14 protein-coding genes are annotated in these 15,942 nt (G+C 53.4%); 6 read left to right on the top strand and 8 right to left on the bottom strand.

Going from position 1 to position 15,942, the window contains the following annotated elements; all coding sequences use genetic code 11:
- The first annotated feature begins 43 nt into the window (after positions 1-43).
- Together Q9292_RS06625 and hemE are read left to right on the top strand one after the other, a co-directional pair.
- The gene (locus Q9292_RS06625; protein WP_313986214.1) at positions 44-1,471 is read left to right on the top strand and encodes a glutamate synthase subunit beta; all 1,428 of its coding nucleotides are present in this window, start codon (positions 44-46) and stop codon (positions 1,469-1,471) included.
- A gap of 172 nt (positions 1,472-1,643) precedes the next feature.
- On the top strand, positions 1,644-2,708 hold the full coding sequence (gene hemE / locus Q9292_RS06620) for a uroporphyrinogen decarboxylase (protein WP_313986212.1): 1,065 nt from the start codon (positions 1,644-1,646) through the stop codon (positions 2,706-2,708).
- Between the two features lie 6 nt (positions 2,709-2,714).
- On the opposite strand, the gene Q9292_RS06615 is transcribed toward hemE, so the two are convergent.
- Both Q9292_RS06615 and Q9292_RS06610 read right to left on the bottom strand, forming a co-directional pair.
- Positions 2,715-4,325, bottom strand: coding sequence for a glycosyltransferase family 39 protein (locus Q9292_RS06615; RefSeq protein WP_313986210.1), 1,611 nt, complete (start codon positions 4,323-4,325; stop codon positions 2,715-2,717).
- Between the two features lie 297 nt (positions 4,326-4,622).
- Positions 4,623-5,219, bottom strand: a complete 597-nt coding sequence (locus Q9292_RS06610) for a cytochrome b (RefSeq protein ID WP_194749732.1) — start codon at positions 5,217-5,219, stop codon at positions 4,623-4,625.
- Between the two features lie 103 nt (positions 5,220-5,322).
- Between Q9292_RS06610 and Q9292_RS06605 the strand changes: the two genes are divergently transcribed.
- On the top strand, positions 5,323-6,252 hold the full coding sequence (locus Q9292_RS06605; protein ID WP_313986207.1) for a quinoprotein relay system zinc metallohydrolase 2: 930 nt from the start codon (positions 5,323-5,325) through the stop codon (positions 6,250-6,252).
- Positions 6,253-6,258: 6 nt separating this feature from the next.
- Here Q9292_RS06605 and Q9292_RS06600 read toward each other — a convergent pair whose 3' ends face one another.
- The 4 genes from Q9292_RS06600 to Q9292_RS06585 are packed head-to-tail and all read right to left on the bottom strand — an operon-like array spanning position 6,259 to position 9,905.
- Complete coding sequence (locus Q9292_RS06600; protein WP_313986205.1) at positions 6,259-7,050, bottom strand: SDR family oxidoreductase; 792 nt, start codon at positions 7,048-7,050, stop codon at positions 6,259-6,261.
- A gap of 12 nt (positions 7,051-7,062) precedes the next feature.
- The gene (locus Q9292_RS06595) at positions 7,063-7,761 is read right to left on the bottom strand and encodes an iron-containing redox enzyme family protein (RefSeq protein ID WP_313986203.1); all 699 of its coding nucleotides are present in this window, start codon (positions 7,759-7,761) and stop codon (positions 7,063-7,065) included.
- Positions 7,758-9,254, bottom strand: a complete 1,497-nt coding sequence (locus Q9292_RS06590) for an AMP-binding protein (RefSeq protein WP_313986201.1) — start codon at positions 9,252-9,254, stop codon at positions 7,758-7,760. Before Q9292_RS06590 ends, Q9292_RS06595 begins: the two co-directional genes overlap by 4 nt.
- A gap of 9 nt (positions 9,255-9,263) precedes the next feature.
- Positions 9,264-9,905 (bottom strand): thermostable hemolysin, encoded by a 642-nt coding sequence (locus Q9292_RS06585; protein WP_313986199.1) that lies wholly within the window; start codon positions 9,903-9,905, stop codon positions 9,264-9,266.
- A 366-nt stretch (positions 9,906-10,271) separates the two neighbouring features.
- Here Q9292_RS06585 and Q9292_RS06580 point away from each other — a divergent pair, with 366 nt between their 5' ends.
- On the top strand, positions 10,272-10,985 hold the full coding sequence (locus Q9292_RS06580; RefSeq protein WP_313986197.1) for a phosphatase PAP2 family protein: 714 nt from the start codon (positions 10,272-10,274) through the stop codon (positions 10,983-10,985).
- Complete coding sequence (locus Q9292_RS06575; RefSeq protein WP_313986195.1) at positions 10,982-12,673, top strand: phosphoethanolamine--lipid A transferase; 1,692 nt, start codon at positions 10,982-10,984, stop codon at positions 12,671-12,673. The genes Q9292_RS06580 and Q9292_RS06575 overlap by 4 nt, the downstream gene beginning before the upstream one ends.
- On the opposite strand, the gene Q9292_RS06570 is transcribed toward Q9292_RS06575, so the two are convergent.
- Both Q9292_RS06570 and Q9292_RS06565 read right to left on the bottom strand, forming a co-directional pair.
- On the bottom strand, positions 12,670-13,113 hold the full coding sequence (locus Q9292_RS06570; protein ID WP_313986193.1) for a hypothetical protein: 444 nt from the start codon (positions 13,111-13,113) through the stop codon (positions 12,670-12,672). The two genes, Q9292_RS06575 and Q9292_RS06570, sit on opposite strands and share 4 nt — an antisense overlap.
- A 65-nt stretch (positions 13,114-13,178) precedes the next feature.
- Positions 13,179-14,219, bottom strand: a complete 1,041-nt coding sequence (locus Q9292_RS06565; protein WP_194749744.1) for a hypothetical protein — start codon at positions 14,217-14,219, stop codon at positions 13,179-13,181.
- 38 nt (positions 14,220-14,257) lie between these two features.
- Here Q9292_RS06565 and Q9292_RS06560 point away from each other — a divergent pair, with 38 nt between their 5' ends.
- On the top strand, positions 14,258-15,940 hold the full coding sequence (locus Q9292_RS06560; RefSeq protein ID WP_313986191.1) for a HAMP domain-containing sensor histidine kinase: 1,683 nt from the start codon (positions 14,258-14,260) through the stop codon (positions 15,938-15,940).
- Positions 15,941-15,942 lie beyond the last annotated feature (2 nt).

Genomic DNA, 15,942 nt, shown 5'->3' with positions numbered 1-15,942 from the left:
AAAGTTGTGTCTGTCACGAGCAACTGGGAAGAGATGATTTCACATGGGTAAAGTCACAGGTTTTATGGAATTTGGCCGACTGGCAGAAGAAAATCTGCCCGTTCAGGATCGCGTCAAGAACTACAAAGAGTTCGTCCTGCATTTGACAGACGACCAGGCCAAACAGCAAGGGGCACGCTGCATGGATTGCGGCATTCCATTTTGCACCACCGGCTGTCCAATCAATAACATCATTCCTGACTGGAATGACCTGGTCTATCATCAGGACTGGCGCAGCGCGATTGACGTGTTGCATTCCACCAACAACTTCCCGGACTTTACTGGCCGCATCTGCCCCGCACCTTGCGAAGCAGCCTGCACCTTGAACATTAATAACGACCCCGTCGGGATTAAGTCCATCGAGCACGCCATCATCGACAAAGCTTGGGAAAACGGTTGGGTCACACCACAAATCAACCCGAACAAAACTGGCAAAACAGTGGCGATTGTGGGGTCTGGCCCCGCAGGCCTCGCCGCAGCACAACAACTTGCCCGCGCAGGCCATGCCGTGACCGTGTTTGAGAAAAATGACCGTATCGGCGGCTTGCTGCGTTATGGCATTCCTGACTTCAAACTGGATAAAGCAAACATTGACCGCCGGATGGCGCAGATGGAAGCCGAAGGCGTGACCTTCAAGGTGAATCAGCATGTCGGTGAAAATGTCAGCGCGGCAGATCTGGAGCGTGACTTTGATGCCGTCATCCTGGCAGGTGGCGCAGAACAGCCACGTGACCTGCCCGTGACAGGTCGTGAACTCGATGGTGTTCATTTCGCCATGGACTTCCTGACCCCTAACAACAAAATGGTAGCCGGTGACAACGTGCCCAACCAGATTAAAGCCACCGGCAAACATGTGGTGGTCATCGGCGGTGGCGATACCGGTTCTGACTGTGTCGGCACCTCCAACCGCCATGGGGCAGCCAGCATCACCCAGTTCGAGTTGATGCCTCAGCCGCCTGAAAAAGAAGACAAATTTATGGTGTGGCCAAACTGGCCACTCAAAATGCGCACCTCCAGCTCGCATGAAGAAGGCGCAAACCGTGACTGGTCGATCACAACCAAAGAGCTGATCGGCGAGAACGGCAAGGTTAAAGCCCTTAAAGGTGCACGTGTGGAATGGAAAGACGGCAAAATGTCTGAAATTCCAGGTTCAGAGTTCACCATTCCTGCTGATCTGGTGTTTTTGGCCATGGGCTTTGTCTCACCGGTACAAAAAGTGCTGGAAGCATTTGGCGTGGAAAAAGACAACCGCGGCAATGCCAAAGCCACGACCGATGGCGAAGGCTGTTATAAAACCAGTAAGGACAAAGTCTTTGCTGCCGGTGACATCCGTCGCGGCCAGTCCCTGGTGGTCTGGGCGATTCGTGAAGGCCGTCAGTGCGCACGCGAAGTCGATGCGTTCCTGATGGGTAGCTCTACTCTGCCACGCTAGTCCAGGTTGCCTTGAAACCGCAAAACGCCGATGGTTTTCATCGGCGTTTTTATTTGTCATATCGCAAAAAAACCGCATTCTTTCAGGTGAAACAACGGCTTGGCCTTTATAATCATGCTTTTAGCTGATGTGCGTACGACCACACCAGCACAGGCAACCGAAACCATAGCAAATGACCACTCTTCAAAATGACACCTTTCTGCGCGCCCTGTTGCGCCAGCCTACTGAATATACCCCGGTGTGGATGATGCGCCAGGCAGGCCGCTACCTGCCTGAATACCGCGAAAGCCGCAAAACCGCTGGCAGCTTTATGCAACTGTGCCAGAGCCCGGCCTTTGCCACCGAAGTGACCCTGCAACCGCTGGACCGCTATCCCCAACTGGATGCGGCCATTCTGTTCAGCGACATATTGACCGTCCCTGATGCCATGGGACTGGGCTTGTATTTTGAAGAAGGGGAAGGCCCCAAGTTTGAGCGGACTTTACAAGAAGAGGCAGACATCCTCAAACTGGAAGTGCCTGATATGGCCAAACTGCAATATGTATTTGATGCTGTCAGCAGCATCCGTCAAGCACTGAATGGCCGTGTTCCTTTGATCGGTTTTTCAGGCAGTCCATGGACACTGGCCACCTACATGGTGGAAGGCAAAGGCGGCACCGACTTTTTGAATACCAAAAAAATGGGCTATGCCAGACCCGAATTACTGCACCGCATTCTGGAGATTACGGCGCAAACGGTGACGCAATACCTCAATGCACAGATTGCGGCCGGTGCACAGGCTGTGATGATTTTTGACTCTTGGGGGGGGGCCTTGTCGCATCAAGGCTATCAGGAGTTTTCACTGCAATACATGCAGAAAATTGTCGCTGGCCTCACTAAAACCGCAGAAGGCAAACCAGTGCCCAGCATCGTGTTTACCAAAGGCGGCGGGTTGTGGCTGGAGTCACAGGCAGCCATCGGTGCCGATGCCCTCGGATTAGACTGGAGCGTGGATCTCGGCCAGGCACGGGCACGCGTGGGGGACAAAGTGGCGTTGCAAGGCAATATGGACCCAGCGATCCTGTTGAGTTCTCCTGCCGCTATCGAAAAAGAAGTCGCACAGATTCTGGCCAGCTATGGCCATGGTCACGGCCATGTGTTTAACCTGGGCCATGGCATCACGCAATGGACCCCCCCGGAGCATGCGGCCTGCATGCTGGAAACCCTGCGCAAGCTGAGTCCACACTATCACCTGTAAACGTCGTCACCGCAAGAGCTTATTGCGGCCAGACTGTGCTGTGATGAGCTCACGAGGCCTTGTTTGGGCGAGGCAAAAACGTGAGACTTGCGCGGGACTGAATCGCCACAAATAGTGATCTCGCACAGTGGCGATCGGCGCGATGCCGGCGAGCATGGGTAAATGGTTGGCGTTACCAGGGTCGCCCGCCACCCAAACGGCCTGCTTCCGCCCTAGCTGGCAAACGTGTTGTGTCAACACACTGTCGGTTAACAACTGGTTTGCCGCTGTTTGCGGGTCAAAATGCTTGGCCTCTATCAACTCTTTTTCCCAACTGTCGTCCAACACCTCATACTCAGCAGTGCGCCAGTCAGCCACCATCCAGGCGGGATGCGATAACCGCAGATAAAACATCAAGTCAAACTGGTATTTATTGAGCAGAATCAATTGATCCTGTTTGCTAACCAAGGGCTGGACCTTGGTTGCCAGTAGGAAAGAAGCTGTTTTTTGCGCGTGCTGAATCACCATCCCCATGGCTATCACACAGGTCACTGCCGCCGCCAAAAATGTGACCCACAACCGCTTGGGGAAGCGGTGCTGCAAGGCTTGCCGCATACCCATGGCTGTCAAGACCGCTATCGCCGGCAAAACTGGCATGATGTAGCCCAGTGGTTTGGAAACCGGGATCGAAAAAAATAGTAGGATCAATGCCAGCCAACATACCATCAGCAATGCCACATCCTGCTGCCGTGAACTCCAGCACTGGACTTCGTGCTTGCGCAAGCGGGTCAACCACAGAGAAGCGGGCAAGGTCAGCGCCAATAGCACGGGCAGATAAAACCAGAACGGCTGCTGATTGTTAAAGTGCGTGCCGGTGAAGCGCTGCACATGGTGATGAATAAAAAAGTACTCCAGAAAGCCCTTAAACTGCGATTCCATGCATAAAAACCAGGGACTGGCCATCAGAAAAAACAATACCAGCGCTGGCCACCATAAGAAATACTTGAGAGACGCAAGACGGCGACTCACCAGCAGCCAGCCACCAACGACCAGTACTGGCAAGACCATGCCAATCAGGCCCTTGGCCAGAACGCCTCCTGCAGCAAACACCATCGCCATATACAGATATTTCCGCTCCGGCTGGCCTTGTTCAATACTCCAGGTAAATTCTGCCGCCAGCATGATCGTCATGGCAATCATGCTGGCAACCAACATATCCAGATTGGCAAACTGGGCACTGGCAAAAAAGAATGGCTGCGTCACGAGCGCGACAAAAGCCAGTACCGCAGTTTTTTTGTCCAGATGCCTGGCTGTAAACCAATACAGCGCGATCGCCATCAATACGGCAGCCAGCAAGGAGGCCAGCCTGCTCGCAAGCAGCGAAGGGCCAAACAGCTTGAAACTGGCCGCCGTGATCCAGTAAAACAAAGGCGGTTTATGAAAATATGGCAAGCCATCCAAATGAGGAATCGCCCAGTTTCCAGAGGTCAACATCTCCCAGGCAATGCCGACATAGCGGCCTTCATCCGGCAGAGTAAGTGGCCGACAAACGGCGGCTATGCCCAACCAAAGCAGGGTGACCGCTAACCACAGGAAGTGACTCAAATGACTGTTTTGTTTTATTTGTACTGGCGACATGCCTATCCGCTTGCGATTGATGAACGACTGAATGGCGAGTCAGGATTCATCACACGCTGATAGGCGCGATGTTGATTCCCGACATCCATCACTCACCAGCAAGGCGTATGCCAAATAAAATCACATTTAAAATCAATTACCTGCAATCAAAACCAATTTACCCTGTGCATTTTTTGCAGGGCTATAAATGCGTTTAATCAGCCGGGTGCACTTTTTGCAGTGCGCTTGGGCACCATCAGCCGAAAAAGGAAAATAAAAAAGCCTGCAATCGCAGGCTTTTTTCAGGCAAACCGCTCTCTACTTCAGAGACATGCGCGACATGGTCTCGTCTTTATCTTTCCATTGATGTTTGAGTGCCCCAAGCACATGCACGATAAATGCAGCCAGCATCAGGTTGGCAAACAATTCGTGAGACTCTTTGAACACATCGCGCAAATCGGCATTATCCAGCCCGCCGAACACCTCCAGCCCAAACCACTTCAAGCCGAACTTGCTGTAAAGCGTCATGAGTACGCCGCTCAGTGGGATCAAGACCATCAGCAAATACAGCATGTGATGCACGGCTGTCGCCAACTTACGCTCCAGCGCTGAATAGCTGGCCAGCATGGCAGGCGGGGTATGTGTCACACGCCAGTAGACGCGGAAAATCACCAGCCAGAGCAAGGTAAAGCCGATGGACTTGTGCAGATTAAAATACAGGGTCCGGGCTGTGGCCGGCTCGTCCATCTGCCAGGTGACGATCCCCAGATCGAACAGATCAAAGGCCGTTTGTTTTGGCCCGTCTTTCGGCAACTCGCCCATGTACCAGCCCAGGGCAAACATGCCAATAATGACCAGTGCGATGAGCCAGTGCAGAATAATCGCCACCTTGGTATAACGCTGGGTTGAACTCATTGAATCTCCTTTGTTGATGGATGTGACCAGCCTGTGACAGCGGTCACTATGACTGCATGCATGAATTGTTTATGATGCATGAATCATTCATGGGTAAGCCGTCATGTTATCAAAAATCAACCGCTTTGGTGTGCGTCTTGTATACGTATTTGTAACGCTGTGTAGCCAGGCCTGGGCCGACGACTTTGAATTTAAACAGGTGGCGGACGGCATCTATGTGCACCATGGCAAGCATCTGGATATTGATGATGGCTATCAGGGCGACATCTGCAATCTGGGCGTCATTATCGGCCAAGAGGCCATTGCCGTGATTGACAGTGGCGGCAGCAAACATACCGGTGACCAATTACTCGCCGCCATTCGCCGCATCAGCCCCTTGCCTATCCGATATGTCATCAATACCCATGTCCATCCAGACCACACCTATGGCAACGCTGCTTTTCAAAATGGCACTACTCACTTTGTCGGTCACGAAAAGCTGGCCACCAACATGCTGCTGCGCAAGGACCAATATGAAAAACTGAATGCGCGCCTACTGGGGGCTGACGGTGCGGCAAGCCCCACCATCCCCCCGGATACCCTTGTGCATGCTGAGCAGACGCTGGACCTGGGGCACCGCATCCTGCAACTACAAGCGCGCAAGGTGGCCCACACCCATACTGACCTCACTATTCTAGACACGCAAACCAATACCCTGTTTGCTGGCGACTTGCTGTTTGCGCAACGTACGCCAGTGGTAGAAGGCGACCTCAAAGGCTTGATCGCCGTGCTGGAGCAAATCAACCAGCAACCATACTCGCTCATCGTCCCCGGCCATGGGCTAGAGAGCAGCGACCAGAAAACCATCATTGGAAATGCGTTGCGCTACCTGAACCTGTTATTAAGCGATATCAGAACCAGCATCAAAAAAGGCATCAGCATGGAACAAACCATGGACACCGCTGCCGCCTCTGAGCATGACAACTGGGTATTGTTCGACATCGCCAACCGGCGCAATGTCAATGTGGTTTACCCGCAACTGGAATGGGAATAAGCCAGGCTACAAAAACCGCTTTGCCAGCCGAGCTTGTTGCTTCAAGCCCAGATTCACCAGCCTGGGCGCAACACCATTCAGCCAGGCAAAGAAGCTTTGCGGTTGCCCGATATACAGCTCTTGCTGGTCTTTGAGCAGCGCCTGGATAATTTTATCCGCAACAAATTGAGGTTCATCAATGGCTTGGCCGGACGCTTGCCACATGGCATTGGTGCGGTCATCATTCATAGGCGTGGCGATAGCGCGGGGGGCGATATAGGTGACCCCGATGTTGCTATCAATGAGTTCGCGTCGCAAGGCCTGGCTAAAGCCATGGATGGCAAACTTGCTGGCGCAGTAGGTGGCAAAATGCGGAAACCCCAGCGAACCAAAAATAGAGCCGACAAATGCCAGATGCCCGCGGCCGCGCTGGCTAAAATAGCTGACAAATTCACGGCTTAATACCAAGGTCGCCGTGACATTGGTATGAATCATGTTGTCAATGTTCACTTCGGCCTGCTTGGCAAACTCGGTGAACTCGATGATGCCAGCATTGTTCATCAGCAAATCGACATGCCCCATCTCGCGCAAAGACTGCGTGAGCAGTTGACTGGCCATATTTGGCTGCGCCAGATCGGCAACCATAATGTGCGACTTGCCGCCCTGGCTGGTGATTCTTTTTTGCAAGGCATGCAGCTTGGCCGGATCTCGGCCAACGAGTCCGACGACGGCCCCTCTTGCACTCAACGCAAGCGCCAGCACCGAACCGAGGCCGCCGGTTGCACCGGTCAACACCACATGTAAATTACGCAACTCCATGACTGATGGCTCCTAAGCTGCCTGGTGCAGCGTGTGATTGATCGCCGCTTGTGCCGCGACATGTTTAAAGATATCGCCATACAAGCGGTAAAACCGTTTGGCCGCATGAATGATCGCTTGCTGGTCTTCTACGTTGGTCACTTGATTCATGAGACTTTCGTAGAAAGTGACATGGCTAATATCCAGCGACCCATGCGAAAACAGGTAGCTAAAGGCTTTTTTGGGCAACTGCAGGGCCTGCATGATTTTTTCGCCGGCCTGGGTGGCCACCGCTGTGCTGGTGCCTTCAAGCACTAACACCATGCCAAAAAAGCCCAGTGGATTGACGCGGTGTATCATGTCGTAGGCATAAGCCACCATCACCTCGGTTGCATGGCAAGCGGCATCTTGCTCGGTTGCACTGTGACGCACAGACTCTTTGTCGCCACCGCAGGCTTCAATATCATTCAGCACCCATTCCTGATGCCCCATTTCTTCCTCGATATATTCACCAATCGCGGTCCGCAACCATTCATACTCACCGCTCAACCGGCCGCCGCAGGCCATCAGTAACGGCGTGGTGTGCTTGACGTGATGATAAGCTTGCGTCAGGAAAGCACGATAGGTTTCCAGAGTGATGTTGCCCTGTGCGCCTTGTTGAATCAAGGGCAAAGTCATTAAGGCGTTGCGCTCCTGCTCAGTGGCGCTCAATAATTGCTGATAAAAACTCATGCGGAAATTCCTTCATAAAGGGCGTTGATTTCTGCGGCATACGCAGCAGCAATCACATCGCGTTTTAAACGGCCATTGGCCGTCAGTTGTCCGTTTTGTGGGGTAAAGGGCTGCTTGGCATATATCACATCACCCACTTGCGCATAATCAGGCAAGCCCTGATTCGCCAGTGCAATGCCTTGCGCCACTTGCGCCTGACTTGCCTGTGGTGCAAGCACCACCACCGCCACGTTATACGGCCTCGCTTCTCCAAACACACAAGCCTGTAACAATCCGGCCTGCTGAATCAATGTCGTTTCGACCCACTCTGGCGACACATTGCGCCCGAATGAAGTAATAAACAGATTTTTTTTGCGGCCAGACAGGATCCAGTGACCTTCGGCATCCTGGTAGGCCAAATCGCCGGTCGGCAAGTAACCGTCCACATCAAGCGCTGGTTCAGTGATCGTCCCATCTGCCGCCATATACCCAGCGTAAATGGCTCCTTTGACCCACAACTCGCCGTGGCTATCCACGCGCAATTGCACGTGCGGCAAGGGCTGACCAATACTGCCGGGCTGATTGGCCAGTGGGGTATTCAGTGTGACCACCGAGGCACATTCGGACAAGCCATAGCCTTCGTATACCGGCAACCCCAGTGCATGTGCCTGTAACAGCAGCGCTGGCGACACCTTGGCGCCCCCCACTGCGACAAAGCGCAACTGAGCCAGGGCCGACTGACCGGCTTGCAGGCAAGCCACCAGCGCACGCAACAACTCTGGAATCAAAATGGCCGTGGTGGCCTGGCTGGCTTGCAGGCCATGGTAGAGCTTGAAGATATCAAACTGGCTACCGCTAAAGCCAACGGCCTCGCAGCTGTAGACCACGACGGTGGTGCCAGAAATCAGGCTGGCATAAACGCCGGCGACATTTTCCAACAAGGTCGCCAGTGGCAACACGCAAAAATGGCAGTCATCGTGGCCCGGTTTGACCAGTGCCCGAATCGAACTGGCAACTTGCCACATGTGGTCTTCGCTCAGGCAAACGCCTTTGGGCGCGCCGGTCGTGCCAGAGGTATAAGTAATTTTGGCCACAGGCGCCGCCCTGTCATGCGCCTGCACGCGAAGCACAGTGACCATCTTGTCGGCCACCTGCCATTTAGCAACTAGCGCAGCCTCGGGGAACAGGCCTAGCCAGACTGCGGGTGCATCGGTCAACACCAGGCTGACGCCCGCATCCAGAATGGCATGCTGCTTTTGCGTCGCAGAGAAAAAGGCGGGCACCGGTACATTGGTCCAGCCCGCCGCCAGTATCGCCAGATCCAGCACGATCCAGGCCGGGCTATTATCAAGCGCCAAGGCGACACTGGCTTGCGGTGTCAACGTCATCAACGCCGAAGACACGCGCGTGATTTCTTTGGCAAGGGCAGCATAGCTCAGTTGCGTCTGTGCGCCCTGTAAGGCAATCTGCCCGGGAACTTGAGCCGCCTGCGCTTGAATTTCGTTCAGTATCATGATCGTGGCTTATAAAGGATCAGCCACACCGCGAATCGCCACAATTTGCGGGATATGTTTGTAGTAGCTGCCCCATTTTTCACGTTCTTGCGCGTCCAGACGATCAGGATTCGCCGCCGCTAATGGATATAAGTCTCGCCCACCCTTGATCAGGCCATTTTGCAAACTGTGATGTGCGGTCGCAACGCCCCATGGTAAATTCATACTCAGGCTATGTTGAATCACATGCGCAATCAGCACGCCGGCATTACGCGGATTGGCCACCGCCAGGTTACCAAAATAGGTGATTTCCTCACGTGCAATGTCGCGGCCAAGCTGGCGCGACATCAACTGCTCAATCGGCTCATCAATATACTGCTCGAGAAACAGACGGCCATGGGCGGCATGATGCAAACCAAAGGCGGCCATCAGCACACCACTGGCATCCCGCAAGGCCACCAGTTGCGGCATAAACTGGCTGACTTCTGCACCATACATCTGTTTAAACACCGCAGCAATAAAGGCCTCCACCTCCTGACGGCAGGGGGCCCCCTGCTCGACTAGGTGTCCGGTAATTTCATTGACCTGATAACGCTTGGCCTGGGCAAAGTCTCTCAGCTCATAGGCAGAGGCCGCGTGATAAAATGCTGTGTTTGGTTCTGAATGTAACATGTCAACCGTCTCGCAAAGAATGCTCTTGGGCTTTCATTTGCAATCCTTATGCCAGATCAATTTATACTTATAAATCATCATCTTAATCAAAAGCCACCCCGCGAACCCCTGCATATTTTGCAGACTATTGAATACTGTGTATTCAGCTTCTGCACATTTTGCAGAGGCTGATCGTCTATGAGCTGGCGCAGCCCTGTCAAGGATACAGTGTTTTCCCAATGCAAATCAGTCGTTTACCTTAGTATTAACGACGCGTACGGGAATGTGGCACACGGTTTGCATTTCATGTCCACGTTTTTGAAAACAAGAGACGCACCTCCTGTTAATCGTGCGAATATGGATAAAAACAGGCATACACACTGAGCGATGAATACTCAAACAATAACGCAACCCTGGTTACCTGAACCGACCTTGGCCATGCTGTGGAAAGCGTGGCTGCTCTCCGCCATGGTGATTGTCTGGCTGGCCAATGGTACAAGCATAGATCTCTATCTGGCCGATCAGCACTTTGACTTTGCTCAACAGGCCTTTAGCCAAAAGCATGCTTTTTTTTACGAAACCATCATGCATGAATATGCCAAGCATCTGCTGACCTTGCTCTGGCTCACCCTGTTGTTGATCAGCAGTGTGCCTGAACGCTGGGTCGGCAAGCGGCTGACAGCCTCCATGCGCTATAAATTACGCTGGATTCTTTTTTTGGCCTTGCTCAATGCGCTGCTGGTCTCTGGCCTCAAACATCAAATGCCGCATGCTTGCCCCTGGGATGTCGTGCGTTATGGCGGCGAGCTACAGTGGGCGCCTACATTCAGCAGCCATGCCGGGATTGAAGAGGGACACTGCTTTCCAGCCGGACATACCACCAGTGGCGTCTGGCTGTCGGCGCTCTGTTTGTTGTGGCTGCCGCACGCCCCGCATAAAGCTCTGCTGGTGGCGCTATCTGGCCTGGCCGTCGGCTTAATGCTGGGTTGGGCGCAACAAGTCAGAGGTGCCCACTTTTTATCGCATACCCTGACATCGCTTTGGCTGATGTGCAGTTGGCTATTGCTGGTCCTTACTTATACCAAGAGTCGTATTGAATGAAACTATTTGCAAACCTCAAGCGTGCTTTGTACGTACTGTTTACCCCCCAAATCTGCCTGATTTGGGCCGTCAGCCTGTGGTTGATGCTGACCAGCAACCATGCGCTGTTTAGCCACATCCTGAATCTCTACCCCTGGAATGCAGAAAATGCAGGCTTTATTATCAGCTTGAGCCTGTTTTTCACCTTTAGTATTACCTGGTGGCTGATGCTGTTGAGCCATGGCAAATCTGCCCGCTGGGTGTTGGCGGTGATTGTGTTGTCTGCCGCCTGGGCCGCGTTTTATATGGATGAATTCGGCGTGATTATTGACCATGTCATGCTGGACAACGCCGTCAAAACAGATGCACGTGAAGTCATGGGGCTTTTATCGTGGGGCTTTTTCATCAAAATGCTGTTGCTGGGTGTGATACCGGCACTGGTATTGATCAAAGCCGTGCCTGCCCGTTTTTTTGTGCGGGATGCGCTTAGCATTCGCCTCAAACAGATCGGCCTGTTGATGTTGGGCATGGCCCTGGTAGTGATCCCCTGCAGCGCAGATTACGCGACCTTTATCCGCGAACACAAACTGGTACGCATGTATGCCAACCCCACCTTCTTTCATTACTCGCTGGTGAAGTGGGCCTCGAAAAAAGTGTTTACCCGCAGTATTACCGGCTTGCAGAAAACCGCGGTAGATGCGGTCAATGTAGGGGAGCCGCGTCACCATGAACTGATTATTATGGTGGTCGGTGAAACCGCCAGGTTCGATCGCTTTTCATTGAACGGCTACCATAGGCTGACCAACCCCAGACTGAGCAAGGAAACCGTACTGAGCTTTAAGCAGGTGACCTCTTGCGGGACGTCCACCGCGGTTTCCGTACCGTGTATGTTTTCTTTGCTGACGCGCAAGCAATATGACGAGGAGAAAGCCTTGCATATGGAAAATGCACTGGACGTCCTGCAAGCGCATGGCGTAAGCGTACTTTGGCGTGACAATAACTCGGATTCAAAAGGGGTGGCGTTGCGCGTACCGTATGAGGATTTCAAATCACCGATACACAATCCGTTCTGCAATGACAACGAGTGCCGTGACATCGGCATGCTGAGCGGCCTGGACAAATTTGTCGCAAAAAACAAAGACAAGGATATTCTGATCGTGCTGCATCAGATGGGCAATCACGGGCCGGAGTATTACCGCCGCTATCCAGATGAATTCAAACGGTTTACGCCCGTGTGTAAAACCGGTCGCCTGTCGGAATGTACACAAGAAGAAATTGACAACTCTTACGACAATGCCATTTTATACACCGATTATTTCTTATCTGAAGTAATTCAGTTTCTGAAAAAATACGACGCCCAACGTGAAACAGCAATGCTCTATGTCTCTGACCATGGTGAGTCATTAGGCGAACACGGGATTTACCTGCATGCGGCGCCCTACATGATTGCGCCGCAGCAGCAAACACATGTGCCGGCTATTTTGTGGCTGGGGCAGCACTTTGACTATCAGCTGTCGCAAGTGACCCCTTATGAAAACTATCCGCTCAGCCACGACGATGTGTTCTGCACACTGCTCACCGCCTACGAGCTGAAATCAGAAGTGTGTCATGCCGAATTTAGCTGGTTGGCACAAAACCGTGAATTGATCGAGGAGCAAAGAAAGCACCTGATCCCACAACCGGGGCAGGCTGCCATCCCGGCAAACTAATTCGTATCACACCTGATCGTGGGCGCATCGGCGCTCACTTTGCCGGAGGACAGCCACAACACGGGTTTGACACGCTCATCCACATGGCAGGCATCAATGTAGCCGACGGCGCCATCGGTTTCAGCCACGTAACGAATCATCGCTTCTTCGGATTGCACCGTGTAGGGCGGCTGCACCCCGTGGAAGTAGAGCCCGTTCCAGTAGTTGATTTGTGAGCGCGGCGTACTATGCAATACCCATTGTGAAAACTTGAGCCGCAGTGGGTGCTCACTGTGCAGATTGACAGGATGCAGCGCCTGCCCATGCTCGGCATACAGTTTCTTGCGCCAGAAAATCAGGCCCAGCTCATCGGCATGGATGCCGGGGGCCAGCCCCGCTTGTGCAGGCACAATCACGGCAATAGGACGGTTGTCGTCTGCCGCCTGAACGCTTGCCGCCATGAGCATTAGCATGCTCAGCAGACTGACGAGTCTACGCAGGCGATGATGTCTTTGCTGTAACAACATTAAAACATCACCGCAAAAGAGGTTACAAACCCGCGCGGCACATCGCTGTACTCCCCGCTGCCCCCAATAAACTCAAACTTGAGCAACTGGTTGGGTTTGACGCGCTTGGTCATGCCTAATACCCAGCGGTCTGCATTTTTGCTTTCCACTTCATGCAGCGTTTCCAGGCGGGTGATCCAGTACCACTCCTGACCTAGCGCATAGGCACTCTGCACGTAGCCGCCGCTGCCACCGTCATCGCCCGCCGTGGTTCTGCGCTCATACACTTCACCGCTAAACTCCCAGCGGTTGAGTTCAAGCAAAAAATCCAGGCCAAAGACATGATACGTGGGTGAGCCAGCATAGTTTTTCTGATAGCTCATCACATTGAGGCCCAAAGTATTTAAACCAGCATTGGCGCCGGTCAGGCCTAAAATATTGTTGAAGGCGACGCGGGCTCCCATGACATCGCGAAAGATGATTTCGTCGCCATCCTGATGCTGATCCTTGAGGGCTTCTGCATATACCTGATACTCAAGATCTACTTGCTTGACCGGCAAACTGCCAAACAACATGGCACCGTTGATGCCATAAGGGAACATGCGGCGTGTGACCAAGGGCCGGCTGGCGGTCCATACCAGCGGCGGCGCATGCAGTTGGTTCCAGCGTCCGGCAGGAGTTAGAAAACGTCCCAGCCTGACATTGGCTTTGTCATTAAGGTTGTAATCAAAATAAAAACGCTCGAGGTCAACGTAGCTTTTTTTGGTATTGACGCCCTGATGATGGTCGTAAGAAAGCGGGTCTTCCAGCTCCAGCTCGCTAAAAAACTTGACGCGCCCCCCTTGGTCCCAAGTGGTGATCATGCTGATCTGATTCAGCGTAAACTGGGTGGATTGCGTGCGAGGGACGCGAATGTCAGCACTGGTGTAGCCCCCCACATGAAACGCATTCCAGAATGCATCCAGGTCTTCGGCGGCCACCGGCTTGCATAGCATACTCAGGCTGATTACACTGAGCATGACTCGAATACTGAGCACAACCCGACTGAAGCTGTTTAACATATCTGACCCATGATGATCGTCCCGGCTAAAACCATTTGATGCGTATTTTCTCACATCTGCCGCGCTTGCAAACGCCACTCACCATCCGCAAAATGCTTTTAATTGTATTTTTGCTGGCGGGCCTGTTGCCGGCACTCATGGTTAGCCTGATCAGTTTTTACCAGGCAAGGCAGGCGCTACGCGTAGAAATCAAGCACGACCTTCAAACCACCGGTAAAGCAGTTGCCGAGCACGTCGACCGGGTGTTGAACGAACGTGTACAGAACGTCCGCAGCTGGAGCCAGCTTGGCATCATGCAAGACTTGCTGATAGAAGACATTGATAAACGCTTGTCGATGTTTTTGGCCGAGACGCGTAAAAGCTACGCCGAGCAATACCTCAACCTGGATGTCATTAACCTCAAAGGGCATGTCGCAGCCTCCAGCGAACCCGCGCATATCGGCCAGCACCTGGCAATTCCGCCTGAGTGGATGCGGTTCCAGGATGATGATCAGGTGATCACGCTTTACCGGCTGGATCATCAGCAGCTCATGATTTCGGCCCCCATCCTGTCGCAGAATACCCTGCAACCGCTTGGCACCCTGGTCGTCACCTTTAACTGGCGCGTGATTGAAAATCTGCTCGACCATGCAGCCCAACACAGCACCGAGCTGGCCTTGTTTGATCAAAAATTAAACTTGTTGGCTCAATCCAGCCACTGGTCCGATCAACAGCATAGCCTGCATGCACAGGCACCGCTGATCAGCCGCCTGCCGTTACAGGGCTGGCAGGTACATCTGAATAAAGATCACGATGAAGCCGTCGCGCCTGTGCATAGGCTGGGCATGATTTTTATTGTGGTGCTGGGCGTGACGCTGGTCTGCTCCATCCTGCTGGTGCGCCCGATCGCGCAAAACATCAGCCGACCGCTGGAAGCCTTGACCCGTTATGTACAACGCTTTCGCCAACTCGACGCCATTGCACCGGTATCCAGCGGGCCGGTCGAGGTGCAATCCTTGCACCAGGCGTTTACCGACATGGTGGCAGAGCTCGCCGCCTCGGAACAGCAACTGACACGCGCGGCCAAGCTGGCGGTGGTCGGTGAAATGGCAGCGGCCATGAGCCATGAAGTCCGCACCCCCTTGGGCATCATGCGTTCGTCCGCAGATGTCTTGTTACGCGAACCGAATCTTTCAGAAGATGGCCGAGAAGTGCTGGGCTTCATTATTTCTGAAACCGAGCGCCTGAACAAACTGGTCAGCACGCTGATAGACTCGGCCCGTCCGCGCGCACCCAGTAAAATCCCGCTCGACCTGCAAGCACATTTGCAGCATGTGATCGCCCTGCTGCAGGCGCAGGCACAATCCAAACAATTGACCTTGTCGCTCTCTGCCTCAGCGGCCGTGGTGGTGGAGGCGGACCAGGACCAGATGACGCAGGTCCTGCTCAACCTGCTCATGAATGCCATCCAGATTCTGCCCAAGGGGGGCAACATCGCCCTCAGCTTATGGTCAGATGCGACACATGCCCATATTTCGGTCGCAGATGACGGTCCCGGGGTACCCCCTGCACAACAAGCCCATCTGTTTGAAGCCTTTTTTACGCAACGCGCGGGCGGCGTCGGGCTGGGCCTGGCGGTGGTCAAACAAATCATGGAGACCCACGGTGGTACAATCCAATACTCAACCAGCCCCTGGCAAGGGGCGCAGTTTAACCTGACCTTGCCACTCGCAAACCCTTGATT

It is taken from the genome of Methylophilus sp. VKM B-3414 (genome assembly GCF_032248435.1).
Taxonomy (GTDB): domain Bacteria; phylum Pseudomonadota; class Gammaproteobacteria; order Burkholderiales; family Methylophilaceae; genus Methylophilus; species Methylophilus glucosoxydans.
Note: the sequence above shows the minus strand (reverse complement) of the source record. Positions and strands in the feature narration are given on the sequence as shown.